The 25,763-nt window shown below is 72.5% G+C and carries 17 protein-coding genes and 2 pseudogenes; 9 read left to right on the top strand and 10 right to left on the bottom strand.

The features are described 5' to 3' along the window. The first annotated feature begins 25 nt into the window (after nucleotides 1–25). Complete coding sequence (locus ACYVLT_RS33655; RefSeq protein ID WP_461124191.1) at nucleotides 26–1,522, top strand: aromatic amino acid ammonia-lyase; 1,497 nt, start codon at nucleotides 26–28, stop codon at nucleotides 1,520–1,522. Here the strand turns inward: ACYVLT_RS33655 and ACYVLT_RS33650 are convergent. From ACYVLT_RS33650 to ACYVLT_RS33625, 6 genes and pseudogenes are all read right to left on the bottom strand, one after another. After that, nucleotides 1,503–2,804 carry a sensor histidine kinase gene (locus ACYVLT_RS33650; protein ID WP_461124190.1) on the bottom strand — a complete coding sequence of 434 codons (1,302 nt, stop codon included), beginning with the start codon at nucleotides 2,802–2,804 and terminating at the stop codon, nucleotides 1,503–1,505. The two genes, ACYVLT_RS33655 and ACYVLT_RS33650, sit on opposite strands and share 20 nt — an antisense overlap. Then, nucleotides 2,801–3,448 carry a response regulator transcription factor gene (locus ACYVLT_RS33645; protein WP_461124352.1) on the bottom strand — a complete coding sequence of 216 codons (648 nt, stop codon included), beginning with the start codon at nucleotides 3,446–3,448 and terminating at the stop codon, nucleotides 2,801–2,803. Before ACYVLT_RS33645 ends, ACYVLT_RS33650 begins: the two co-directional genes overlap by 4 nt. A 197-nt stretch (nucleotides 3,449–3,645) precedes the next feature. Further along, complete coding sequence (locus tag ACYVLT_RS33640; RefSeq protein ID WP_461124189.1) at nucleotides 3,646–6,669, bottom strand: glycoside hydrolase family 2 TIM barrel-domain containing protein; 3,024 nt, start codon at nucleotides 6,667–6,669, stop codon at nucleotides 3,646–3,648. Between the two features lie 78 nt (nucleotides 6,670–6,747). Then, nucleotides 6,748–10,215: a tetratricopeptide repeat protein gene (locus ACYVLT_RS33635; protein ID WP_461124360.1), complete on the bottom strand. Its 3,468-nt coding sequence runs from the start codon at nucleotides 10,213–10,215 to the stop codon at nucleotides 6,748–6,750. 116 nt (nucleotides 10,216–10,331) lie between these two features. After that, nucleotides 10,332–10,520, bottom strand: a pseudogene (locus tag ACYVLT_RS33630) (hypothetical protein); the annotation flags it as partial. After that, nucleotides 10,475–10,663, bottom strand: a pseudogene (locus ACYVLT_RS33625) (antibiotic biosynthesis monooxygenase family protein); the annotation flags it as partial. The pseudogenes ACYVLT_RS33630 and ACYVLT_RS33625, both read right to left, overlap by 46 nt. A gap of 151 nt (nucleotides 10,664–10,814) precedes the next feature. On the opposite strand from ACYVLT_RS33625, the gene ACYVLT_RS33620 reads away from it, so the two are divergent. Then, entirely contained in the window at nucleotides 10,815–11,588 is a 774-nt protein-coding gene (locus tag ACYVLT_RS33620; RefSeq protein ID WP_461124188.1) for an alpha/beta fold hydrolase, read from the top strand. 45 nt (nucleotides 11,589–11,633) lie between these two features. On the opposite strand, the gene ACYVLT_RS33615 is transcribed toward ACYVLT_RS33620, so the two are convergent. Then, nucleotides 11,634–13,310: a ribonuclease J gene (locus tag ACYVLT_RS33615; protein WP_461124187.1), complete on the bottom strand. Its 1,677-nt coding sequence runs from the start codon at nucleotides 13,308–13,310 to the stop codon at nucleotides 11,634–11,636. A gap of 216 nt (nucleotides 13,311–13,526) precedes the next feature. Here ACYVLT_RS33615 and ACYVLT_RS33610 point away from each other — a divergent pair, with 216 nt between their 5' ends. Genes ACYVLT_RS33610 through ACYVLT_RS33595 form a run of 4 tightly spaced genes read left to right on the top strand, consistent with a single transcriptional unit; the run spans nucleotide 13,527 to nucleotide 17,659 of the window. Further along, nucleotides 13,527–14,918 (top strand): extracellular solute-binding protein, encoded by a 1,392-nt coding sequence (locus tag ACYVLT_RS33610; RefSeq protein WP_461124186.1) that lies wholly within the window; start codon nucleotides 13,527–13,529, stop codon nucleotides 14,916–14,918. Next, entirely contained in the window at nucleotides 14,905–15,789 is an 885-nt protein-coding gene (locus ACYVLT_RS33605) for a carbohydrate ABC transporter permease (RefSeq protein ID WP_461124185.1), read from the top strand. The genes ACYVLT_RS33610 and ACYVLT_RS33605 overlap by 14 nt, the downstream gene beginning before the upstream one ends. Beyond that, a complete protein-coding gene (locus ACYVLT_RS33600) occupies nucleotides 15,786–16,607 on the top strand; it encodes an ABC transporter permease subunit (RefSeq protein ID WP_461124184.1) in 822 nt (273 codons plus the stop codon). The genes ACYVLT_RS33605 and ACYVLT_RS33600 overlap by 4 nt, the downstream gene beginning before the upstream one ends. Next, complete coding sequence (locus ACYVLT_RS33595; RefSeq protein ID WP_461124183.1) at nucleotides 16,607–17,659, top strand: ABC transporter ATP-binding protein; 1,053 nt, start codon at nucleotides 16,607–16,609, stop codon at nucleotides 17,657–17,659. Before ACYVLT_RS33600 ends, ACYVLT_RS33595 begins: the two co-directional genes overlap by 1 nt. A gap of 53 nt (nucleotides 17,660–17,712) precedes the next feature. Here ACYVLT_RS33595 and ACYVLT_RS33590 read toward each other — a convergent pair whose 3' ends face one another. Next, nucleotides 17,713–18,546 (bottom strand): hypothetical protein, encoded by an 834-nt coding sequence (locus tag ACYVLT_RS33590; protein ID WP_461124182.1) that lies wholly within the window; start codon nucleotides 18,544–18,546, stop codon nucleotides 17,713–17,715. A gap of 158 nt (nucleotides 18,547–18,704) precedes the next feature. Next, the gene (locus ACYVLT_RS33585; protein WP_461124181.1) at nucleotides 18,705–19,928 is read right to left on the bottom strand and encodes a poly(ethylene terephthalate) hydrolase family protein; all 1,224 of its coding nucleotides are present in this window, start codon (nucleotides 19,926–19,928) and stop codon (nucleotides 18,705–18,707) included. A gap of 422 nt (nucleotides 19,929–20,350) precedes the next feature. Between ACYVLT_RS33585 and ACYVLT_RS33580 the strand changes: the two genes are divergently transcribed. Together ACYVLT_RS33580 and ACYVLT_RS33575 are read left to right on the top strand one after the other, a co-directional pair. Then, a complete protein-coding gene (locus tag ACYVLT_RS33580) occupies nucleotides 20,351–21,370 on the top strand; it encodes a PaaX family transcriptional regulator (protein ID WP_461124180.1) in 1,020 nt (339 codons plus the stop codon). Nucleotides 21,371–21,596: 226 nt separating this feature from the next. After that, a complete protein-coding gene (locus ACYVLT_RS33575) occupies nucleotides 21,597–25,382 on the top strand; it encodes a WD40 repeat domain-containing protein (protein WP_461124179.1) in 3,786 nt (1,261 codons plus the stop codon). On the opposite strand, the gene ACYVLT_RS33570 is transcribed toward ACYVLT_RS33575, so the two are convergent. Further along, nucleotides 25,309–25,662 (bottom strand): PaaX family transcriptional regulator C-terminal domain-containing protein, encoded by a 354-nt coding sequence (locus ACYVLT_RS33570; RefSeq protein WP_461124351.1) that lies wholly within the window; start codon nucleotides 25,660–25,662, stop codon nucleotides 25,309–25,311. The two genes, ACYVLT_RS33575 and ACYVLT_RS33570, sit on opposite strands and share 74 nt — an antisense overlap. On the opposite strand from ACYVLT_RS33570, the gene ACYVLT_RS33565 reads away from it, so the two are divergent. Then, the coding region (locus tag ACYVLT_RS33565; RefSeq protein WP_461124359.1) for a hypothetical protein at nucleotides 25,567–25,763 on the top strand (197 nt) is incomplete at its 3' end. The genes ACYVLT_RS33570 and ACYVLT_RS33565 overlap by 96 nt on opposite strands.

Here is a 25,763-nt window from a genome sequence, read left to right as displayed (position 1 = left end):
AGATCGGATGCCTACCGTCGGTGCCGTGACCACGACCGTGACCGATGCTCCCGTAGACCTCGGCGCCCCGCTGACCGGCGACCACCTCGGCCGTGCGGTGGCACCGCTGCCCGTGCTGGTCAGCGCCTCCGTGCGGGAGCGGGTCGACCGGGGCCGCGAGTACCTGCGCACCGTGCTGGCCGACGACGAACGGCCCGTCTACGGCGCGAAGACCGGGTTCGGCGCCCTCATCGGCTTCGCGGGCCGTGACGACGAGGCCGACCAGTGCGACAACACCCTCGCACACCTCGGCGCGGGTCAAGGGCCCGACCTGCCCGCCGACATCGCCCGCGCCGCGCTGCTCGTGCGGACGTGGTCGCTCGCCCAAGGCTTCTCGGGCGTCTCCGCGCGCGTCGTGGACGGGCTGGCGGCGATGTTCGCGACCACGTTCGTCCCGGCGATCCCCCGGTACGGCTCGGTGGGCGCGAGCGGCGACCTCATCCCGCTGGCCTACGCGACCCAGGCGCTGCGCGGCCGTGGCCACGCCTACTTGGACGGCGAGCGGATGCCCGCGGGCGACGCGCTGCGCCGTGCCGGCCTCACGCCGCTCACCCTCGACGGGCGCGACGCGCTGGCGCTCGTCAACGGCACGTCGGTCACGACGGCCGCCACGGCGCTGGCGTTGGCGGGCGTGCGCGCCTCACACCGCGCCATCCAGGACCTGACGTGCCTGCTCGTGGACGTTCTCGGCGCCGATCCCGGCTTCCTCGAACCGAGGCTGATCTCGGCGTACGGCCATCCCGGTGCGGTCACCGTCGCCGACCGCATGCGGGCGACCCTCGTCGGCACGATCCCGAGCGGGAAGCGCGCCCTCCAGGAGCCGTACAGCATCCGGTGCTCGCCGCAGCTGCTCGGTGCGGCCGAGGACGCGTTGCGCTACGTCGAGGGCGTCGTCGCGGCCGACCTGGGCGGTGTCAGCGACAACCCGCTGTTCTTCCCGGGTGACGACCTCGTGGCGCACGGCGGCAACTTCTTCGGCCAGCCGGCCGCGTTCGCCGCGGACGTGCTCGCCATGGTCACCGCGTCGTTGGGCAACCTCGCGGAGCGGCAGCTGGACCTGCTGGTCGACCCGGTCCGCAACACCGGCCTGCCGCCCATGCTCGCCGCGGGTCCCGGGCGTCAGCACGGGTTGCAGGGCGTGCAGCTGGCCACGACCGCGTTCGTCGCCGAGATCCGTCGGGCGGTCGTGCCCGCGAGCACGCAGAGCCTGCCGACCAACCTGCACAACCAGGACGTCGTGCCGTTCGGCACCCAGGCCGCGCTGCGCGCCCACGACCTCGCCGAGCTGTTGCGGCTGCTGTGCGGCTCGCTGGCGCTCGGCCTGCGGCAGGCGGTCCACGTGGGCGGCAGACGGCCCACCGCACCCCGTTGCGCCGCGCTGCTCGACGCCCTGTCCGACGCGATCGCCCCGGTCGACCCCGACCGCCCGCTGGACGTCGACGTCCGGGTCGCGGCCGACCTGGTCAGCGCGGGCCGGTACTGATCGCCTCGCCGGCAGCGGGGTCGGCCGGAGCAGCGGGGTCGGCAGGGGCAGCGGGGTCGGCCGCCACCGGCAGCCGCAGCACGAACCGGGCGCCCCGGCCCGGGTGGCCGACCGCCTCCACCGTGCCGCCGTGGCCGGTCACGACCTCCCGCAGCAACGCGAGCCCCAGGCCGAACCGCCGCTCCGGACCGCCCGGCCCCCGGTGGAACCGGTCGAACAGGCGGTCCGCCTCGACCGGGTCGAAGCCCTCGCCCGTGTCCTCGACCGCCAGCTCGACCTGCCCGTCCCGCCGCCCGAGGCGCACGTCGATCCGGCCGCCGTCCGGCGTGTGGCGCACGGCGTTCGCCAGCAGCTCGTCCACCGCCCGCCGCAACGCGGTCTCGACGCCGATCACGACCAGCGGGCCCGCCGGGCGTTCGACGGTCAGCGTGATCCGCCGCTCGCCCGCCCGGTCCTGCTCCGTCTCCACCGCGGCCTCGGCCACCGCGGCCAGGTCCACCGGCCGACCGTCCGGCCCCTCGGACGGCCGGCTCAACCGCGCCGACAGCAGCAGGTCGTCCACCACGTCACCGAGCCCGCGGATCGTGGTGGCGAGCTTGTCGAGGCTGTCGCGGTGGGCGTCGGGGAGGTCCGCCGCCTTGGCCCAGCGCGCCAGCAACTGCGCCCGCGTGTACGCCCGCGCGATCGGCGCCCGCAGCTCGTGGCTCGCGTCCGTGACGAACCGCCGCTGCCTGGCCAGCGCCTCCGCCAGCGGCGCGACCGTGCGGCGACCCACGCCCAACCCCATCAGGGCCGCCACGAGCAGGCCGCCCAGCTCCGCGATCACCAGCGCCAGCAACAGGTGCCGCCGGTCGGCGAGCTGGTAGCGGGTGTCGAACACGGCCTGGACCGTGCTGTCACCCGCGCCGCGCTGGGTCCGCACCAGGTACTCGGTGCCGTTCAGGTCCAGGTCGCGCTCGATGGTCCCGCCCGACGCCCGCACCGCCTCCATGTCGTCGTGCCGCGGGAAACCCGGCGGCACCTTCAGCAGGCCGTCGTCCAGCACACCGTCGTCGAGGATGAACAGCCACGTGCACCCCGGAGGCGTCGACGGGGCGCCGAACGTGGCGTTGTACCACAGCTCGCGCTTCACCTGCGCTTCCTGCGCGTGCACCATCACGGCGTAGGCGATGCCGCCGACGAACGCGACCAGCACCGTGATCGCCAGCGCCACCAGCACGCTGATCCGCAGGCGCGCCCGCCGGACCACCGCGCGTTCCGCCTCGGCCCACGAACGACTCACAGCGCCCCCAACCGATAGCCGAGTCCCTGCACCGTGTGCACCACCGAACGGTCGGTCTTGGTCCGCAGGTAGTACACGTAAGTGTCCACAATGGATGTCGCGGAGGCGTCCGGGAACACCACCCGCCGCAACTGCGCCCGCGTGTGCACCGTGTCCGGGCGGCTGGCGAGCACGCGCAGGAGCGTGAACTCCCGGGTGGTCAACGGCACCCGTCCGCCGTCGGGCAGCACCACTTCCCGCTGACCGACGTCCAGGTGCCCGGCGCCGATCGGCAGCACGTCCGCCAGTTCCACCGAACGCCGGCACAACGCCCGCAGCCGGGCGCTCAACTCGTCCAGGTCGAACGGCTTCGCCAGGTAGTCGTCCGCGCCCGCGTCGAGCCCGTCGATCCGGTCGTGCACGGCGCCCAGCGCGGTGAGGATCAACGCCCGCGCCCGCACGGACTTCGAGCGCAGCCGCACCAGCAGGTCGAGCCCGTCGAGTGCGGGCAGGCCGCGGTCGATGACCACCACGTCGTACGGGCGGGTGAGGGCCAGGTGCAGTCCTCGTTGTCCGTCCAACGCGATGTCGACCGCGTAACCCTCGTCGCGCAACGCGGCGGCGAGCAACTCCACGAGCTCGCGGTCGTCCTCCACCAGCAACAACCGGAAGCAGTTGGCCGGCCAGGATCTGGAGTTGCCCTGCACGCGACCAGAATCCCACTTCGGGGTGTTCGGTCAACGTGACGAGAGCACCGTGGCTACGGCCGCGCCGTCCTCCGGCGGATCGGCGGGATGCCCGGTGGCGGGCCGGATTGGACCGAAGGGCCGCTCGTGCCGTCTCGGATGGAGGGCACGTCCGGTCAGCGGCGCCCCGGCAGGGCGGTGAGGACGAAGGTGAACTCGGCGGGTCGGACTTCGAGCCGGTACTCGGGCAACACGCCCGGCCCCACCGCACCGGAACCGAGGCCCTGCACGGCGTGGTCGGTGTACAGGTGGATCCTCGGTTCGGCGGTCAGGTCGGTCTGGTGCCGTGCCGCGGCCAGGTGCTGGTCGCTCCACCGCCGAGCGGCCAGGTTGAACACCGGGTCGCCCTCGACGCGGATCCCCGAGCCCTCCGGGTCGGCCACCTCGGCCCAGCGCACGTCCAGCCGGTTGCCGTTCTCCTGCGGTCGCACGTAGGGCGTCTGCAGCTGCTCGATCGTGCTCCGGAAGCGGCCGATGCGCACCGCCTGCCGGGAGTCGGGGTAGGCCTCGCCGGGTCCGGCACCGAGCCACTGCACGTGCGACCACTGCTCGGGCACCGTCCACCGCAGGCCGATGCGTGCCAGGGAGGGCGCCTTGTCGCGTCGGACGAGTTCCTCGTACCGCTCGGCCGGCAGCTCCGCGTCGACCATCGCCTCGGCGAAGCGGTCGTCCCGCTCCGGCCAGTGGCCGACCGGTTCGGTGTGCACGCGCAGGCGGAGTCGCTCACCGTCGGCGTCCCAGCGGTAGGTGGTGAGGTAACCGCACGTCACCGCCGCGGCGGCGCTGCGCACCACGACGGTCAGGCCGTCGCGGCCCGGGCTGACCGACACCGTCCGGTGGCGCAGCCGGTGCAGGCCGCGTGCCTCCCAGTACCGCGCGTCGCCCTGGGTCGACGAGAGGTCGTTGTCGGTCGGTGCGCGCCACAACGCCAGTCGGGGACCGTCCAGGTGCTGCCCGCCGAGGCTGACCAGCGTGCCGGTGTGCCGGTCGAAGCGCGCCGAGCCGAGCACGATGTGCGCCTCGACGGGTTGCGCGGGCACGGGCGCGCCGCTCAGCGTGACGGGGCGGGCGTCGCCGGCGGTCGGCAGCGGGATCTGGCCCCACGCGACCACATGTCCACGAGGCGCCCAGGCGGTGGGCTCCGCCGACTCCGCCTCGATGGTCAGCCACCGTTCGCCGTCGCCGCGCAGGTCGATCGGGGGGAGGGGCAGCCCGGTCCGCTCACCAGGGCCGAGTCGCGGTGTCGGGAGGACACCGTCGGCGATCAGAGTGCCGTCGCGGAAGAGCGACCAGGTGAACCTCAGGTGCGACAGGTCGAGGAAGTCGTAGCGGTTGTGCACGTGGATGCCGTCGTCGCCCGCCTCGATGCGCACCGGCTCGATGACCTTCTGGTACTCCAGCAGCCCCGGTGACGGCGTCCGGTCGGGGAACACCAGCCCGTCGCAGATGAAGTTCCCGTCGTGCAGGTCCTCGCCGAAGTCGCCGCCGTAGGCGAAGAACTCCCGCCCGTCGGCGTCGGTGGTGCGCAGGCCCTGGTCGATCCACTCCCACACGAACCCGCCCTGCACCCGCGGGTACCGCTCGCACTGCGCCATGTACTCGGCCAGGCCGCCGGGGCCGTTGCCCATCGCGTGGGCGAACTCGGTCAGCAGGAACGGCATGCGGTTGCGCGGCTCGTCCGCGGGGTCGCCCTCGCCGTCGTCGGCCGGGTAGTGGTTCTCGCCCGGCCGCAGCAGGCCGCGACCGATCCGGCCGACGTCGGCCGGCGTGCGGTACATGACCGCGTGGATGTCCACGTAGCGGGCCATCCGGTCGCCCTCGTAGTGGATCGGCCGGGACGGGTCGCGCTCGCGTACCCACGCGGCCATCGCCTCCAGGTTCTCCCCCTCGCCCGCCTCGTTGCCCAGCGACCAGGAGATGACGCTGGGGTGGTTCTTGTCCCGCTCCACGGTCCGCTCGGCGCGGTCGAGGTACGCCGCGCGCCAGCGCGGGTCACCGGAGGGGTTGTCCGACCAGTACCCGGGCCCGCTGTACTCGAACCCGTGCGTCTCCAGGTCGCATTCGAGCATGACCCACAGGCCCAGTTCGTCGCACAGGTCGAGGAACCTCGGGTCCGGCGGGTAGTGCGAGGTGCGCACGGCGTTGATGTTGTGCCGCTTCATCATCTCGACGTCCCGGCGCATGGTCTCGACGGTGACCGCCCGCCCGCGCTCCGGGTCGAACTCGTGCCGGTTGACGCCCCGCAGCACCACGCGGCGGCCGTTGACCGTGAGCACCCCGGACTCGTTGATCGCGACGGTGCGGAACCCGAGCCGCACGCGCACCCGCTCGCTTGCGGTGGCCAGCACGGCGTCGTAGAGGTAGGGGTCCTCCGCGCTCCACGGCCGCACGGCGGCGAAGTCGAACACGCGGTCGACGGGCGCGTCGTCGACCCCCAGCCGGGGGATGGTGATCGCCGCAGGGGCGTCCGCGTCCACGTCGACCCGCAACCGCCCGCCGCCGGTGGCCGCGTCGTAGTCGGCGTGGACGAACACGTCGCGAATGCCGCCCACCGGCCGTGCCAGCAGGGTGACGTCCCGGAAGATCCCGGACATGCGCCAGGTGTCCTGGTCCTCCAGGTAGGTGCCCGAGGAGTACTGGTGCACCCGGACCGCGAGGACGTTGCGCCCGGGCCGCAGCGCCGCCGAGGCGTCGAACTCCGCCGGCAGCCGGCTGCCGAAGCCCACCCCGAGCTCGACGCCGTTGAGGAAGACCCGGGCGCACGAGTCCACGCCCTCGAAGCGCACCACGGCGGGCGTGCCCGCCCAGGACGGCGGCAGGTCGAAGACGCGCCGGTAGTCGCCGGTCTGGTTCTCGTCGGGGACGAACGGCGGGTCGACCGGGATCGGGTAGGCGATGTTCACGTACACCGGTGCGCCGTAGCCGTGCAGCTGCCAGTGCGACGGGACCGGGAGCCGGTCCCACGCCGTGTCGTCGAAGTCGGGCAGCTCGAAGCCGTCCGGCTCGTCGAGCACCGTGGTCGAGAACCGGAACGCCCAGTCGCCGTTCAGGTCCAACCGCGGGGCGTCCGAGTCCAGCGCGGCGCGTGGTGCGACCTTGCCGTAGCCGGGCGAGAAGGCCTCGAAATAGCGTCCGGACATCCCGCTCCTCCTCGCCCCTCCAGCTGTCGAAGCGCTTCGACAGCGTAGTGAGGCCGTCAGAGGCCGGTCAATAGTGGGTCACGCCCACTCGACGGTGGCGAGCTCGGCGAGGACCACCTCAAGCGCCGCCGGGGCGAGCTCGACCAGTACGTCGACGGACAACTGCCAGTCCGGGAGTCTCAACACGTCGACCACCAGGTGTTCCCGGCGTGGAACCGAACGATTCCCCGCCAACGCCACCAGCGCTTCGGTCCGATGCGAACGATCCGCCGTGATGGCCCGGGCCATCCGCTCGGCCCGGTCGACATCCCCGGTCTCGGCCACCGCGCTCGCCACTCGCGTCAACGCGTCGGCCTGCGAGTAGGGGTGACCGATCGCGCGAGCGACCCGCTCGGCGTCATCGAGGAGACGCGTGGCACGTCGGCGATCACCGGCCTTGGCGGCCGCTTCGGCCATCCGCGTCAGCACGTTCACCCGGTTGTACGGTTGAGTGATGTTCCGGGCGACGCGCTCGGCGTCGTCGAGGAGACGTGCGGCACGGCTGGATTCACCGGCTTCCGCAACGGCGCCTGCTACCCGTGCCAGCGTGCCCGCCAGCCAATAGCCGTCGGCCATGGAGCGGGCGATGTCCTCGGCCCGGTCGACGGCGCCGACCTCGGCGGCCGCGCCTGCTACCCGCGCCAGCGCCTCGGCCTGCCGGCGGGGAGCGGTACGGGCGATCTGCTCGGCCCGGTCGACGTCCCCGGTGCCCGCGACTGCCTCCGCCACCCGTGCCAGGACGTTCACCGGTGAACTCTCGTGGTCGACGGTGTCGGCGATCTGCCCGGCGCGGTCGACATCGCCCGTCTTGGCGACCGCCGCGGCCACCCGCGCCACCGCCTCCGCCTTCCAGTAGTGGTCGGCGTCGGTGATGGTGAGGGCGATCCACTCGGCACGGTCGACATGACCGGCTTCCGCGACCGCCCCGGCTATCCGCGCCAGCGCCGTCGCCCGCCAGTGGGAGCTGGTGATGGTGTCGGCGATGCGCTCGGCCCGCTCGAAGGCACCGGCCTCGGCGATCATCCCGGCCACCCTGGCCAGCGCCTCCACCGGCGCGCGGCGGGGAGTGATGGTGCGGGCGACCTGCTCGGCGTCGTGGAGGAGTCGTGTGGCACGTCCCGCGTCACCGGCTTCCGCGACCACTCCGGCGACCCGTGCCAGTGCCTCCGCCTTCGAGTAGGGGTCGTGGACGGTGATGGTGCGGGCGATCTGCTCGGCCCGGTCGACCTGGCCGGCCGCCGCGACCGCTTCAGCCAACCGGGCCAGGGCCTTCGTCTGGTGGGGCGGGTAGGTGACGGTGCGGGCGATCTGCTCGGCTCCGTCGAGATCACCGGCCTTCACCAGCGCCTCGGCCACCCACTCCAGCGCGTTCGCCTGGTTGTGCGGCTCCCTGATGGAGCGAGCGAGCTGCTTGGCCTCGTGGATGAGTCGTGTGGCACGTGCCGGGTCACCGGCTTCCGCGGCCGCTGCGGCCACGCGCGCCAGCGCGTCCGCACGCGCGTGCGGGTCCGGGGAATCGGCGATGGTGCGGGCGATCCGCTCGGCCCGTTCGAACTCCCCGGTGCCGGCAGCCGCCCCGGCTATCCGGGCCATGGCCTTCGCCCACCAGTAGCGGTCGTCGGAGATGGTGTGCGCGATCCGCTCGGCCCGCTCGACGTCGCCGGCTTCCGCGACCGCTCCGGCCATCCGCACCAGCGCGTTCGCGTATGCGTGGGGGTGGTCGGCGATGGTGAGGGCGATCTCCTCGGCCCGCTCGACGTCGCCGGCTTCCGCGACCGCTCCGGCCATCCGCACCAGCGCGTTCGCGTATGCGTGGGGGTGGTCGGCGATGGTGCGGGCGATGTGCTCGGCCCGATCGGGATCGCCGGCCTCCGCGGCCGCTCCGGCCACCCGCGCCAGTGCGTTCGCGTGCGAGTCCGGGCCATCCGCCATGGTGTGGGCGAGCTGCTCCGCCTGGTCGAGAAGGCGGCTGGCCCGGTCACGATCACCCGACTCCGCGGTCGCGGCGGCCACCGCCGTCAACGCCTCCAGGCGTTTCGTGGGGTCGACGATCGAGTAGGCGATGGATTCGGCTCGGTCGACGTGGCCGAGTCCGACCCAGACGGCGGGCAGTACGGGTGGGATGTTGCTGTTGCGGTTGGTCACGTGGTCGAGGTGTATGGCGAGGCGGACCATCGCGCACAGGTCGGGGCGATCCCCGGTCGCGATGACCTCCTGCGTGGCAGTGATCTCCGATATTCCGTCGACATCACCGCCGGACAGGTCGAGCATCCGGTCGCGGCGGTGCGGGTCCGTCGCGCAGGCGACCATGTGCGACGTGAGGCCGTTGGCTCTCACCATCGCGAAGTACCCGCGGAGCAGGTACTCGGGCGTTTCGGCCGGCCAGCGCAGGTCGCGGTGGTGCTCGGCCCAGTCGTGCAGGCGCTGCCGGTACTCGCCGAGCAGGGATTCGCCCAGTTCCGCGGTCGCGATGGCGTGGAGGTCTTCGTGGCCCAGCAGGTAGACCTCGGTGTCGGGGCGCCAGTGCCCGCCCCGGGTGTCGAGGGTTCGCGCGGTGACCCCGCGCAGCAGGCGCCGCACGTCCGCGGCCGGCCGCTTGGTGAGCTTGGCGAGGTCGTCGGCGGTCAAGCCACCGAGGGCGGCGGTCACCAGGCCCAGCAGGTCACGCTCCACGGGACCGGCGTGCAGCAGTCGGTTCAGCTCCAGCAGCATCTGGTCCTCGGCGACCTCGGCGTGCGGCGATCGTGCCAGGGGCCGCGCCACCGACGGATCCCGCAACGGGTGGTCGGGCGGGACGTCGGCGGGCAGCTGGGGGTTGGGGCGCCCGGACACCACGATCCGCATCCCCGCCGGGGGGTGCGTGGGCAGGGCCGCGGCGATGCTGGTGCCGTGCACCGGTTGGTCGTGCGGGGTGCCCCGGTCCTCGTCCAGGCCGTCGACCAGCAGCACCAACCGCTCGCCACGCTCGCGGCACGCCTGCGCGGCGCGGGTGAGCAGCCCGTTCAGGTAGCTGTCGCTCACGTGCCGGGGGAGGGTGGTCGGGCTGGGCTCGCCCAGGATCTCGGCCAGTTGGTCGCCGACGACGTCGACGAACGCCGCGCGGGTGTCGTTGCCGGCCAAGCGGGCCGTGACGAAGAAGGCCACGATCCGCACGTCCGGCGGCGGCTGTAACGCGAAGTGGGCCATCAGGAGCGTCTTGCCCGACCACTTCGGTGCCCGCCACCACCGGTACGCCGGTGCGTTCTCGTCGGCGTCGGCGCAGAACGCGGCCAGCTCGGCGAGCTCCGCCTCCCGGTCGCGCAGCGGCGTCTTGGCGATCCGGGCGATCTGGTGCCGGTAGTCCGAGCGCGCCGGGGGAGCACCGGTCAGCTGCACCGTGCCGACTCCGCTGATCGCGACCGCGCCCGGCGCGCTCGCGATCGCATCCCCGGTCCTGGAGACCCTGACCTCGTCCACCCGCCGCCGTTCCGCCGACACCCGCTCGACCTGTCCCCGTGCGTCCAACATCGCACACAGCCGCTTCGCTCTGTCAAGCCACCCGCAACTTCGGCCACGTCTCCTTCCGCGCTCGGATCGACGGTCAGGTGGTCGTGACGGTTGCAGGTCGGCGGTGCCGCGGTCGTGGTGCGCCACGCGATGAAGCCGTCCGGGCGCACGAGCACGGCTCCGTCCAGGTCGTCGGGGTTCGGTGGCCAGTCGGACGTGATACCGGCGGGATTCGCGATGTGTCGAACACGCCACCAGTGGCGCCGCGAGTTTCGCGGTGATCGACCCCGCTTTCCCGCGCTTGGAAATGCGTCAGACTTTCCCACTCACTGGTGATGATCCATTCATGTGGATCCGTGGTCGATTCGCACACCTCGTCGCCGAGGTAGCCGCCGACCGAGGCCACCTGGTGGCGAATGGCCTGGTAGGCGTGCATGAAACGGTCCTCGGCACCGTCCGCGAGTCGCAGCGTGCGGGCGGGACGTCAGGCGTCCGCGCGCCGCCGACAGTCGGGCACGTGGCGCCGGTGCGTCACCGGCACCGGTCGCGCACCCGGACCCGGCCGTGGCGGTATCGCCCGGGTCCGGGTGGAGCGGGCATGGTGTGGTCGAATCGGTCGCATGACGATCGAGTACGTCCCCGTCTCCGGTGGGGGCCGCCTGTGGACCGAGAAGTCCGGCCACGGACCACCCGTGGTGCTGCTCCACGGGTCCGTTCACGACAGTCGCCTGTGGGACGGTGTGTTCCCCGCGCTCGCGCTCCACCGCACGGTGATCCGGTACGACGCGCGGGGCCTGGGACGGTCGACGCCGCCGACCGCGCCGTTCCGCTACGAGGACGACCTCCTCGCGGTGCTCGACCACTTCGGCGTCGAGCGCGCCGCGCTGGTCGGGCTGAGCATGGGCGGCGAGGTCGCGCTCGACTTCACGCTGGAACATCCCGGACGGGTGTGCTCGCTGACGCTCGTCGCGGCGTCGGCAGGCGGCCACGACTGGCCGCGGTCACCCGAGTTGGACGCCTACGCGGCGGCGGACCGGGGAGGCGATGCCGACCGCCTGGCCGAGGCCGAGCTCGCGGTGTGGGCCTCGCTGGGCGACCGGGCACCGGGGTACCCGGCGATCGCGACCATGGTCACCGAGAACGCCGAGGTGCGCGCGGTGAGCGAGAAGGGGCACGTCCGGTTCGCGCAGGAGGCCGCCGTCGAGCACCTCGGGCGGGTCGAGGCGCCGACCACCGTCGTGGTCGGCGACCACGACCACCCGGAGATCGGGGTGATCGCCCGCCGACTCGCCGAGGGCATCCCCGGCGCGCGCCTGGAGATCGTGGCCGGGGCTGATCACTACCTACCGCTGCGCACGCCGGAACGGCTCACCCGGATCCTCGTCGGTCGGTGAGCCGTTCCTGGTCGCTGTGGACGGTCGGGCGGCGCCCCGGCGGGGTCAGGCCTCGATGACCACGGGGATGACCACGGGACGACGGCGGTGGGTCCGGTACGCCCAGTTCTGCACCTCGCGCGCGAGCAGCCGTTCCAGTTCCTCGAAGTCGGTGACGCCCCGTTCGTTCGCGCCGGCCAGGGCCTTCTCGATCGCGGGGATGGCCGGGGCGAAGGTCGCGGCGTCGTGCTCGAAGCCGTGGGCGATGAAGTCCGGGGGCTCGGCGAGCCGGCGCGAGTCGATGTCGACGATCGCGACGACGGTGATGACGCCCTCCTCGCCGAGGGTGCGGCGCTGGGCCAGCGAGGCCTCGGTGACCCCGCCGACGGTCTGCCCGTCGACGTAGACGTTGTGGACCTCGACCTTGCCGGTGACGCGGGCCCGTCCTTCGTGGAGGTCGATGACGTGCCCGTTGGCGGCGATGGGCACCCGTTCGCGGTCCACGCCGGTCTTGATGGCGAGCTCGGCGTTGGCGCGCAGGTGCCGGGCCTCCCCGTGCACGGGCAGGACGTTGGCCGGCTGCACGATGTTGTAGCAGTAGACGAGCTCGCCGGCGCTGGCGTGGCCGGAGACGTGGACCTTGGCGTTGCCCTTGTGCACCACGTTCGCGCCGCGGTCGGTCAGGCCGTTGATGACCCGGTAGATTGCGTTCTCGTTGCCGGGGATCAGCGAGCTGGCCAGCAGGACGGTGTCGCCCTCCTCGACCTGGATCGAGTGGTCGCCGCTGGCCATGCGGGACAGCGCGGCCATCGGCTCGCCCTGGGAGCCGGTGCAGACGAGGGTCACCTGGTGGGGTGGCAGCCGGTCCATCCGCTTGATGTCCACGACCAGCCCGTCGGGCACCTTGAGGTAGCCGAGCTCGGTGGCCACGCTCATGTTGCGGACCATGGAACGGCCGACGAAGGCGACCTTGCGGCCGTGGGTGTGGGCGGCGTCGAGCACCTGCTGGATGCGGTGCACGTGGCTGGCGAAGCTGGACACGATGACCCGGCGCGGAGTGGTGCGGAACACCTCGTCGATGGCGGGGGCCAGGTCGCGCTCGGCGGTGGTGAAGCCGGGCACGTCGGCGTTGGTGGAGTCGACCAGGAACAGGTCGACGCCCTCCTCGCCGAGGCGGGCGAAACCACGCAGGTCGGTGATCCGGCCGTCCAGCGGGAACTGGTCCATCTTGAAGTCGCCGGTGTGCAGCACGAGGCCGGCGTCGGTGCGGATGGCGATGGCCAGACCGTCGGGAATGGAGTGGTTGACCGCCAGGAACTCCAGGTCGAACGGGCCGCGCGCGAGCCGCTGCCCCTCCTTGACCTCCACCGTGACGGGCGTGATGCGGTGCTCGACGAGCTTGGCGGCGAGCAGGCTCAGCGTCAGGCGCGAGCCGACGATGGGGATGTCGGCCCGTTCGCGCAGCAGGTAGGGCACCCCGCCGATGTGGTCCTCGTGCCCGTGGGTCAGCACGACCGCGACCACGTCCGACAGCCGGTCGCGCAGGCAGCTCCAGTCCGGCAGGATCACGTCCACACCCGGCTGGTGCTCCTCGGGGAACAGCACCCCGCAGTCGACCACGAGCAGCTTGCCCTCGTGCTCGAACACGGTCATGTTCCGGCCGATCTCACCGAGCCCGCCCAGGGCGATGACCCGCAGGGCGTCGGGAGCGAGAGCTGGTGGAGGGGTGGAGGTTCGAGCCATGGTCACACCATCACGTTACGTGCGAGCGTGACGGAATCGAAATCGGCGTCCCGCGCCGCACCGGCACGACCGCGACCTCGCCCCCTCTCCCTCCGGTCACCACCGACGACGGCGGGCCGTCAAACGGGTGATGCCGACCCGAGGTGCTGCGATCGGCCGGCCGGGGTGCCATGTTGAGAGGTGACGAAGTGGCGTGCACTCTGGCGGGGGAGCGCGATGCGGCGGACAACGATCGTCCTGCTGTCGGTGGCGGGCCTGCTCGCGGGGTGCCTCGGCCAGTCCCGGGAAGCGGATCCGGCGCGCAACGCCGACGCCAAGGACGTCACGCTGACGATCACGGCCAACGCGGTGGCGGGCGGGAAGAACGCGCGCGGCGCGGAGTGGATCACCAACTGGGTGATACCGAGGTTCACCGAGGAGCAGAAGGCGAAGGGCGTCAACGCCACGGTCCGCTTCGAGCAGAACGGCGCGGGTGACGAGGACTTCAAGACGAAGGTCGCGCTGGACTTCAAGACCGGCGGCGGCGGTGACATCGTCGAGTTGGACGGCATCTGGCTCGGCGAGTTCGCCCAAGCGGGCCAGGTCAAGCCGCTGGACGACGTCGTCGGCACCGACGAGGTCGACGCGTGGGACGGTTGGCGGCAGATCCCGGACGCCGTGCAGGGCCTCGGCGAGTTCGACGGCAGGCGCTACGGCGTGCCGATGGGCACCGACGGCCGGGTGCTGTTCTACAACAAGAAGCTGTTCGCGCAGGTGGGCCTGCCCACCGACTGGCAACCGCGCAGCTGGGACGACGTCCTGGACACCGCCGCGAAGCTCAAGGCGCTGCCCGGCGTCTCGCCGCTCCAGCTCAACGCCGGCACCGCGATGGGCGAGGCCACCACGATGCAGGGCGTGCTGCCCGCGTTGCTGGGCACCGGCACGGCCGTGCACGAGAACGGCAAGTGGCAGGGCGCCACGGCGGGCGTGAAGGACGTCCTCTCGCTCTACCAGCGCGTCTACCGCGACGGGCTCGGCGACCCCATCCTCCAGCAGGAGGCGAAGGGCCGTGACCGGTCGTTCGCGATGTTCGCCGAGAACAGGATCGGCATCCTGCTGGAGAGCGACTACTTCTGGCGCTCGGTGGTCGAGCCGCGCGTCGGCGTGGCCAAGATGGCCGACCGGGACACGGCCGTCGGGTGGGCGCTGATCCCCGCCCGCGCGCCCGGGGCCGGTGTCGGTGGCCAGGACTTCGTCAGCACGTCCGGTGGCGGCGTGCGGGTGGTCAACCCGAACACGCGGTACCCGCGGCAGGCGTGGGAGCTCATGCGGTTCCTCAACTCGGCCGAGGCGGTCAAGTCGGCGCTGGCGGGCGCCGCGCAGGTCACCCAACGCACCGACGTGAACGACGAGGTGCTGGCGGGCGACCCGATGCTGCGCTTCATCGCCGACCGGGTGCTGCCGATCACCCGGTACCGGCCCGGTCTGGCGGACTACCCGAAGGTGTCGGCCGCGTTGCAGCAGGCGACCGCCGACGTGGTGGCCGGCAAGAGCCCGGACGACGCCGCCCGGTCCTACCACGACGCGCTGGTCGAGGCGGTCGGCGAGGACGCCGTTGCGGGCGGTTGACGGCCGCGACCCGGCGGGGCTCGGCACGGCGCGGGCGATCGGGTTCGTCGCACCGGCGCTGCTGCTGATCGGCCTGTTCCTGGTGTTCCCCGCGCTGTGGACGCTCTACATCGGGATCACCGACTACCAGCTGACCGGGCCGGCCGCGGCCGAGCCGAGCGTGGTCGGCCTGGACAACTTCGCCACCGCGCTGGCCGACCCGCTGTTCGCCAACTCGCTCTGGCTGACCGCCCTGTTCGTGCTCGGCTCCGCGGTCGTCGGGCAGAACGTGCTCGGCTTCGCGCTCGCCTGGCTCCTGCGCCGGGTGCGGCCGGGGCTGCGGCGCACCGTCGAGGGTCTCGTGCTGCTGGCGTGGATCCTGCCCGGTCCCGTCGTCGCCTACCTGTGGTTCGCCGTGCTGAGCCGGGACGGCGGCACGCTCGGCCTGCTCCTGGGCCGGCCGGGGACGGCGTGGCTGGTCCAGTACCCGATGGTGAGCCTGATCGTGTTCAACACCTGGCGCGGCACGGCGTTCTCGATGCTGCTGTACACCTCCGCGCTGGCCGCCGTGCCGCCGTCGCACCTGGAGACCGCCCGGCTGGCCGGCGCCGGCGGTTGGCAGACCGTGCGCGACGTGGTGTTCCCGCACATCCGAGGGCACGTGCTGACCAACACTCTGCTCATCAGCCTGTGGACGGCCAACGACTTCACGCCGTTCCTGCTCACCGCCGGCGGTCCGAACCACGAATCGGAGGTGCTGCCCGTGCTGATCTACCGGCAGGCGTTGGAGGGCGGTCGGCTCGGGTACGCGTCGGCGATGTCGTTGCTGCTGCTGGTCGGGAACCTGGTGGTGGCGCTGGTGTACCTGCGGCTGTTGCGCAGGCGCGCGTGACACCGGCGTGGGTGGTGCGCCGGATCGGCTTCTACGTGCTGATCGCGGTGGTGCTGGCGTTCTTCGCGGTGCCGATGCTGTGGCTGGCGGGCGCGCCGTTCGACGCGCGGCCGGGGTTCGGCCTGCGCTGGCCGGAGTGGACGTCGGCGAACGTGGTCGCCACCTTCCGCCACCCGTACGCGGTGCGCTCGCTGGTCAACTCGCTGGTGCTGTGCCTGGTCGCGGCGTCGGTGACGACGGCGTTCGCCGCCCTGGCCGCCTACGCGCTGTCCCGCGTGCGCATCCCCGGCCGGGACGTGCTGCTGTACGTGCTGCTGTTGCTGTCGAGCGTGGTCACGGGCACCGCGGCCATGGTGCCGCTGTTCGTGCTGATGCTGCAGCTCGGGCTCATCGACTCGCGCTTCGGCACGGCCCTGGTGATCGCGGGCGGCATGCTGCCCGCCGCCATCTTCATCCTCAAGGACTTCGTGGACTCCGTGCCGCGCTCGTACGAGGAGTCCGCACGGGTGTTCGGCGCCTCACCCCGCCAGGTGCTCGGGCACGTGGTGCTGCCGATCGCCAGACCGGGGCTGGCGATGATCCTGGTGTGGTCGTTCGTCAACGCGTGGGGCAACTTCCTGCTGCCGTTCCTGCTCCTGCGCGACGTCGGCAAGCAGCCGGCGGCGGTGCTGATGCGGACGTTGCAGGACGAGGGCGGCAGCGCCAACCTGACCGTGATCCCGGTGTTCTCGCTGCTGTATTCGATCCCGGTGGTGCTGCTGTACCTGGTCGTCAACAAGCGTTACGGGTTCCGATTCCACGGGGGCATCAAGAGCTGATGGCGGGCATCGACCTCACCGGCGTGTCCACTGTGTACCCGAACGGGGTACGCGCGGTGGACGCACTGGACCTGCGCGTGGTGGACGGCGAGCTGTTCGCGTTGCTCGGCCCGTCCGGCTGCGGCAAGACCACGTTGCTGCGCACGATCGCGGGCCTGGAGCCGCTCTCGGCGGGTGCCGTCACGATCGGGTCGCGGGACGTGACACACCTGCCGCCAGGCGGGCGAGGGGTGGCGATGGTGTTCCAGGACTACGCGCTGTTCCCGCACATGACGGTGGCGGAGAACATCGCCTACCCGCTGCGCGTGCGCCGTGCGCCGAAGGCCCGGCAACGGGAGGCGGCCGCCGAGGTGGCCGAGGGCCTGAGCCTGTCCGCGCTGCTCGACCGCAGGCCCGGGCAGTTGTCCGGCGGTCAGCAGCAGCGCGCGGCGCTGGGGCGTGCCGTTGCCGCGGGCGCCGACGTGCTGCTGCTGGACGAGCCGCTGTCCAACCTGGACGCGCGGCTGCGGCTGGAGGCCAGGACGTTCCTCAAGCGGTTGCAGCACGACCTGGCGCTCACCACCGTGTTCGTCACGCACGACCAGGCCGAGGCGTTGGCGCTGGCCGACCGGATCGCGGTGATGGAGGCGGGCCGGATCCGCCAGCTGGGCACGCCGCGCGAGGTGTTCCAACGGCCCGTCGACACGTTCGTCGCGAACTTCATCGGCTCCACCCCGATGAACCTGATCGAGGCGGAGGTCCGCGACGGTCGCGTCGAGTGCGCCGGGGCCGGCCTGCCGGGCCCGGCGGGGCTGGCCGACGGCACGCCCGTCGTGGTGGGCGTGCGGCCCGAGTACCTGGCTCCGGCCGGCGAGGGCATAACCGGCCGGGTGGCCGCCGTGGAGAACCTGGGCGTGTCGTCACTGGTGACCCTGGACTGCTCCGGCACGTTGATCAGCCTCACCGTGCCGGAGCAGGAGGAGCCGGCCCTCGGCGCGTCCCTCACCGTCGACGCCGCGCCCGGCAGGCTGCTGTTCTACGGCGCGGACGACGGCCGGCTGCTCGGCGGCTGACCCGTCCGGCGACGCTGTCGACCGTCACCGCGCTGGTGGACCCGGCCGCGCTCTCAGTCGGGCATCCCGGTCGTCACGGCGAGCATCAACATCATCATCGAGCCGCACACGAGGGTCGTCATGGCGCTCGCCGCGGTGAGCCCGATCCGTTGACCGGTCGCCCCGGTGACCTTCCCGCCGACCGCGAGCTGCCACACGAGCGCGAGCACGGCGGGCAACAGGACCGAGTGCGGTATGAGCAGGAGGTGGTAGGAGAGCTTCGTCGCCTCCCACGGCGCCACGACCAGCGTGACCGGCAGGTGGAACGTCCAGTAGACGGCGAACGTCACCAGCGTTCTCAGCGCCCGGTGCCTCGCGGCCGGGCGGGGGTGGCGGGACCAGAGCCACGCCAGCGCGCCGGCCGCGATCGTCATGGCCACGAGCAGGCCGAGGGCGAACAGGAACCAGGGGCCGTCGAAGAGCCACGACCACCACGGGTACGCGTCGCGGATCTTCTGGGCAGCGGGCTCCGGGACGACCAGCGAGTCCAGGTGCACCCGGTGAGAACCGGGGCCGTAGTCGAACGCACGTGTGCAGGCGGTGTCGCGCGAGTCGTACGTCGCCGTGCACGACAGCTCCATGACGGGGGCGGTGTCCAGCCGGACGTCGAGCACCTTCCCGTCGACGGTCGTGGTGCAGGTGGCCACCCGTTCGACGTCCTTCACGCAGTCGATGTCGTGGTGACTGATCGAGAACTGCGTGGTGGTGATCTTGTACAGGCCGTCGGTGGCCCTTGCCGGCGAGACCGGCGCGATGGCCAGCGCTACGAGGAACAGCAGTCCGGGCACCAGCAGCGGTAAGTAGCGCAGGGGTCCGGCGGTGGTGCGTGGGATGACGGTCGTCGTCACGGTGATCCCCCTCGGGTCGATTCCGGAATCGACCCGAGCGGGATCACCGTTAGCCGCCTCGCCGGACACCTCCGGGTATCACCCGTCCGCCGACGGAGCAGCGAGGGGTACCGCGTCGGGGTGGATCCGGTGCGACGGAGGCGCGCTGCCCCGCACCGTCACGGGCTGGTGCAGGAGAGGACCGACGTGGGCGGTGAGCCGCCGCCGATGAAGCCGAACGTGGTCGACGCGTTGGCCGCGAGCGAGCCGTTGTACGGGGCGTTGCGCACCGATGCGGTCGAAGCGTCGACGGTGAGCGCGCCGTTCCAGACCTGGGTGACGGTCTGGCCGCTGTCCAGCGTCCACCGGACGGTCCACCCGCTGACCGGCGAGTCGCCCGCCCTCACCGTGACCTCGCCCTGGTATCCGCCGGGCCACGAGTTGGCGGTGCGGTAGGTCGCGCTGCACGCGCCACCGGGCTGCGGCGTGGTGGTCGTGGTGCTTGTCGTGGTCGTGGTGCTCGTCGTGGTCGACGTGGTGGTGGTCGACGTGGTCGTGGTGGTCGTCGGCACCGGGGAGGGCACCAGCGGGCAGGTGCTCTGGTACGTCCTGATGCCGTTGCGGTCCGCAAGCGGGCAAAGGAACTGCGTGTAGCGGGTGTCGCTGTCGAGGAAGACCTTGATCCACGGGATGACGGTGCGCATCATCGTGGGGTTGTTCGAGGTGGGGAAGCCGTGACCGGCGCCGGAGAGTTCCAGGTAGGCCTTCTCGACGGCGGCCGGGATCCCGTTGTAGAGGTTCTGGATGCTGGCGGGGGTGGTCGTCGTGTCGTTCTGCCCGGCCAGGAGCATGGTCGGGACCCGCGTGCTCGTCAGGTTCTGCGAGGGGCTGAACGGCGCGAGGCCGACCGCGGTCTTCAGCGAGGGGCGCTGGAGCGCCGCGTACATGGCCCCGCCGCCGCCCATGGAGTGACCCATGACGGCCGTCCGGCTCGCGTCGACCCGGTCGCGCACCGAGCTGCGCTGGGTCAGGTAGTCCAGCGCGGCCAGCAGCTGGGTGCCGCGGGCGGTGTCCCAGTCGTTGCGGGTGTTGGTGTCGATCCCGATCACCACGAACCCGAACGACGCCAGCCAGTGGCCCATCCAGGCCCCTTCGGCGGCCCAGGTGGCCGTGTAGCCGGGCACGACGGCGATCGCGCCGAAGGTGCCCTGGCTGGTGTCGGTGGGGTGGTAGATCACCCCGCCGCCGAAGCCGTTCCCGGCCGGCACGCCGACCTGGGCGGTGGCGAACGTGCCCCGGTTGGCGGCGACGCTGGCCGGCGTCGGGTCCGGTCCCCGCTGGTACGGGTTCTCGGCGCCCGACGCCGGGCTGACCGCCGCCGCGACCGTCAGCGCCCCGAACATGACCGCGGCCGCTGCCGCAGCTGCGGCGCGCTGCCACTGCGGACCTGTGGTGCGGCGCTCCGACCGGCCGAGTGCGGGTCCCCCTGGTGTGAAGGGAGCGCCATTGCTTCCTAACACTGCATGTACCTCCTGCCGAAGTGCGGCGGACAGACGTGTGCGCGGGCCCGACCCGAACCCGATGGGATGACGAGCCGTGAGGTCGCCGGCCGGTCCGCAGCGGCCGTGTGCGTGGCGAAGCGCGCTGCGAGCGCCCGGCATCCGGGCCGCGCGGAGGCGGGTGGCCTCACCGGCTCCCCGCAGAACCGAAGTGTGTCACTGAGTCTGGCCAGGGTCACCTGAAGTGTCAACGATCGGGTCTCGATACGCGCGGGCCCGCTACAGTCGGCCTCGCCCCTCACGCCGACCTGCCACGGGAGCGCACCGTGATCAGCCCGTTCGACGTCGAAGAGATCTTTCCCGACGTCGGTGCCGCTTCGGTGCGGTTGCCGCGCCGGCAGAGCGGCAGCTCACCCCAGGGCCTGGCGGTGACCCTGATCGCCGACTACACCATCCGCCGCCGGGCGTGGTTGCCGAGCGCGGCGATCGCGGCCCTGCTGGGCGAGTTCGGCGTGACCCCCGGTGCGGCGAGGACCGCCATCAGCAGGCTGGCCCGCCGAGGCGTGCTGGAGGGCAGCAGGCGCGGTCGGCACAGTTCCTACCGACTGACCGGGCCCGCCGCGGTCGACCTGTCCGTCGGCGGCACCTCGATCGCGGCGTTCGCGGCCGGACCCGACAGCTGGGACGGGTTGTGGACGGCCTTCGTCTTCACCATGCCGAAGGAGGAGAAGACCCGGCGGAGCTCCCTTCGCGCCCAACTCCGCTGGCGCGGGTACGCGCCGCTCTACGACGGGGTCTGGGTGTCGCCGCGCTCGCTCTCGGAGCAGGACCACGCCGAGCTCGTCGCGGCGACGCCCGGTGCCACGACCGCGTTCCGCGCGCGGCACCTGCGGTTCACCTCGGGCACGACACGCGACCCGATCGAAGCCTGGGACACCGCGGCCATCGCCGAGCAGTACCAGGAGTTCGTCCGGCGCTGGAACCCGCTGCTGCCCCGCGTCCGCGCCGACCGCGTCACCGGTGCGGACGCCGTGCGCGCCCGCACCGAGGTGATGGACACCTACCGCCGATTCCCCGCGCTCGACCCCCAGCTCCCGCTCGAACTCCTGCCGCCCGACTGGCCGCGCACCCACGCGCGGGAGGTGTTCCTCGCGGTGTACGACGGACTGGCCGAACCCGCCCAGGACCACGTCCGAGCCGTCGCCGCGCACTTCGACGACGGACCACACCCCGACATCGGCGCCCACACCGTGGCCGAGATGGCCGCCGGCGTCGGCGGTGCGTCATCCGGCCGCAGCGCCGACGAGGCGGTCGGCACGCAGGCGAGCCAGATGTCGACGGCGTGACCCGACGCCTTGAGCGCGAACGGCGGCACGGTCCGGCGCGTCGAGCCGTGTCCGTTCCCGCGGACTGAGCAGAACCGCCGATCGCGCGGGGTTCGCCGCCGGGGCCGCCGAACCGTCCACCCGCGCTGAATCGTGATGCCCTGCCACGAAAAGTGCGGTCCACAACGGCTGCGGTGGAAACAGGATCTGTGCGGACGCAGGAGCATCACCGCACCGGGGGTCGTGGATGGAATCGAACACCGACGAGTGGTCGGTGCCGCCACCGGTGAACCACGTCAACCTGGAGGCGAACGCGGCCGACGGCGCGGTGATCTACCAGTCGGGTCGGGACAGCCACCTGCACTTCCACGACGGCACGGGCCGCACCCGCCGGCTTGAGTCCGGCGTGGTCGTCGACGCCTGCCCGTACCCCGGTCTGGCCGCGTTCGGGCCGGGGGAGGCGCGCTGGTTCTTCGGGCGGGACCGGACCACGGCCGACCTGCTGGGGTTGCTCGGCCGGCGGCTGGCCTCCGGTGGTGTGCAGGTCGTGGTGGCCCCTTCGGGTGCGGGCAAGTCGTCGCTGCTGCGGGCCGGTCTGCTGCCCCGGCTGCACCGCCAGGCGCTGCCGGGGTCGCGGACGTGGCCCAAGTCGGTGTTCACGCCGACCGCCCAGCCGTTGCACTCCCTCGCCGTGCAGCTCGCACCGCTGATCGGCGCCCACCCTGCGGTCGTGGCGGAGGCTCTGGTCGCGCACCCCGAGTGGTGCGTGGGACGGCTCAGGGGACGGCACCCGGAGTCCCGCGTGCTGCTGGTGGTCGACCAGTTCGAGGAGCTGTTCACGCTCTGCGCGGACGAGGGTGAGCGCCACGCGTTCGTCGACGTGCTCAGCCGGCTCGCCGCACCGACCGCGAGCGGCGCGGACGTGCTGGTGGTGCTCGGGGTGCGCGCGGACTTCTACGGCACCTGTGCCGACTACCCGGCGTTGCGGGCGGCGCTTCAGGACAGCCCCGTGGTGCTCGGGCCGATGTCGTACTCGGAGTTGCGCGAGGCGATCATGCACCCGGCGAGCGCCGTGGGGCTGGACGTCGAGCCGGGCCTGGTGGAACTGCTGCTGCGCGACCTGGGCGCCACCGAGGGCGCGAGCGGCTACGAGGCGGGCCGGTTGCCCCTGTTGGCCCACGCGCTGCGCGGGGCGTGGTACGAGCGGCACGGCGCCACGCTCACCGTCGACGGCTACCGCACGACCGGCGGCATCGAACGCGCCATCGCCCAGACGGCCGACCAGGTGCACGCCCGGTTGGACCCGGTGGCACAGGAGGCGGCGCGGTCGCTGTTCCTGCGCCTGGTCAAGATCGGTGACGGCACCGACGACGTGCGTTGCCGGTTGTCCCGCGCCGAGCTCCTCGACACCGGTGACGACCCGACCGCGGCGGCGGCGGTGCTCGACGCGTTCACCGCGAACCGCCTGCTCACCCGTCACCGGGACGCCGTCGAGATCACCCACGAAGCCCTGATCCGCGCGTGGCCGGTGCTGCGGGGTTGGCTGGACAAGGACCGCGACGGCCTGCTGGTGCACCAGCGGCTCACCGACGCGGCGGCCACCTGGGAGCGGAAGAACCGCCCGCCGGACGCGCTGTACCGGGGGGTGGTGCTGGCCGACGCGCACGCCGCCGCCGAGAAGCGGCACGTCGTGCTGTCGCCGTCGGAGCAGGAGTTCCTGGCAGCCGGCCGCCGCGCGCAGCAGCGCGACACCCGCAGGCGGCGGCGGATGGTCGGCGGTCTCGTCGTGGTCATGGTCCTCGCGCTGGTCTTCGCCGGCATGGCGGCCCACAGCGCGTCCGTCGCCGCCACCGCGGAGCGCGAGGCACGGGCGCAGCAGCTGGTCGCCCAGGCCGAGAGGTTCGGCGCGGTCAACCCGAGGGCGTCGATCCTGCTGGCGCTCGCCTCCTGGAACACGGCGCGAACCCCCGAGTCGCGTGGCGCGGTGCTGAGCACGCAGACCAGCCCGTACGACGGCACCACCGAACTCGGCGGCCCCTTGTTCACCGTGGCCGCCACCGCCGACGGGCAGCTCATCGCCACGGGCGGCGAGGACGGGATCGTCCGGCTGCTGTCCCCGGCGGACCGCGCGGTGGTGCGGGAGATGGACCTGGGGCAGACGATCACCGCTCTCGCGTTCGGTCGTGACAAGGCCCTGGCGGCCACCACCGTGGCACCCGCGACGACCGCGGCGCCCGCCGACGGCCAGGTCCCCGACGAGACCGGCAAGGTCGTGCTGTGGCCGGACGCCACGTCGGACGCGGGACGCCGGGAGTTCGACGCCGGACAGGGGTACCTCTTCAAGGTCGCGTTCAGCGCCGACGGCGCGTCGCTGGCCACGGCGGGGGCCGACCCAGGCGTCAAGCAGTGGGCCGCCGGGACGGGTGAGCCGCACGGGCCGACGTTCGGTGACAACGGGGGACCGGTGTTCGACGTCGCCTACCGGCCCTGCGACGGGTGTGCGGAGATCGTCGGGGGCACGGTCGGCGCGGTCCGGCGGTGGGACCGGAACACCGGACGATCGCTGGGCACGTCGGCGGCGGCCAAGGGTGCCCGGGTGCTCGCGGTCGACTTCAACGCCGACGGGTCGTTGCTCGCGACCGGCGGCGACGACCAGTCGGTGCGCCTCTGGGACGGCGGCACCGGAGCCCCGTTGGGCGCGATGGCCGGTCACAACCTCCTGGTGAACGGCGTGGCCTTCGCACCGGGCGAGTTGTGCGGGAGGAGCGGCAACCAGCCGGGGTGCACCTTGATGACGGTCGGCTACGACCTCACGACGCGGCTGTGGAACATCACCCAGCACGAGGGCGTGGTCACCTCCGCGGAGCGGACGACCCTGGAAACCCAGGACACCACCGCGCACGGTGCCGCGTTCGTCGGCAGCTCCTTCCGGGTGGTGACGGCCAACGACAACGGCACCCTCGGCTGGTGGAGCGTCGGCCGTGCGCAGGTGTCCTCGACCGCCGCGGTCAACGACATCGCCTTCACCGACGACGGTGCCCACGTGGTGTCGGTCGACGCCACGGGCGGCGTCCTGACGAACTTCTGGGGTGACGAGGGCAGGTTCCTGCGCGGGCCGAGCGCGGTCTACACCGATGTCTCGTTCAGCGGATCCGGCAACCGGGTCGCCGTGGCCGGCGGCAGCGAGCTGGCGAACGTGTCCCGCTTCGACCGGGTCGGGGTCGTCCTCACCGGGCACTGGGCCAAAGCGGCCGAGCGGCCCGGCACCGTCCACGCCATCACCTTCGGTGCGGACGAGGACACGGTGTTCACCGGCGACACCACCGGCAAGGTGAAGCGGTGGCAGGTCGAGATCACCGACGACGGGACGACCCTCCGGAACCCCACCGAGCTGAAGGCTCCCGGCACGGCCGCCGCGCACCGGAAGGCGGTGTGCGGGATGGCGATCGACGACCACCGCACCACGCTCGTCACCGGCGGCTTCGACCACGTCGCGAGGTTGTGGAACGCCGCCGACGGGACCCCGAAGGGCAAACCGCTGGTCGGCCACCAGGACATGGTGTGCGGGGTGGCCTTCGACCGGACGGGTGAGGTCGTCGCGACGGCGAGCTTCGACAACACGGTGCGCCTGTGGGACGCCCGCACGGGTGACCCGATCGGCGAACCGCTCGTCGGGCACACCGGCCCGGTGCTCAGCGTCGCGTTCGACGGCCGCGGCAAGCTGGCCAGCGGCAGCTACGACCGCACGGTGCGGCTGTGGGACGTCACCGACCCCGCCGCCCCCACCCCGTGGGCCGCCCTCACCGGTCACCGGGACAAGGTCAACGTGGTCCGCTTCCGCCCCGGCACCACCGAACTGCACACCGGCAGCGACGACCGCACCGTGCGCGTCTGGCGGTTGGACTTCGCGGGTGCCGACGGCGTCCTCGCGGACGCGTGCGAGCAGGTGCGGGGCGACCTCACCCGTGCCGGCCTGGAGCGGCACGTGCCGGAGTTGGACCCGGACGAGCACCTGTCGATGTGCGACGGGTGAGGCCGGTCGGAGGATCTTCGACCGGGATGGTGTCCAACACCGATTCGGCGATGGTGTGGGCGGGTTCCTGGTAGGCGAGGGCGAGGGTGTGGAAGAGGTGTTGGGCGCGGATGGCGGGCCAGTCGTGGGGTAGGTGTTGGGCGGGGAGTCGGGGGTCCTGTCGGACGAGGTGGAGCCATTCGGTGTGGAGGAGGAGTTGTCTGGCGAGGTCGTCGGGTGCGTGGGGCAGTGGTTGGTGGTGGTCCCAGCGGTGGAGGAACGCCTGGTAGCGGTGGGCGATGGCGGGGATGTCGTAGGCGGTGTGGGCGATGTGGTGGGGGTCGGTGGGTTTGGCGGTGTGGGCGGTGAAGACGTTGAGGTGGTGGGTGGGGTCGAGGTGGA

The sequence above is a fragment of the Saccharothrix stipae genome (assembly GCF_054781895.1).
The sequence above is the reverse complement of the archived record's forward strand: the minus strand, read 5'-3'. Positions and strand labels throughout refer to the sequence as shown.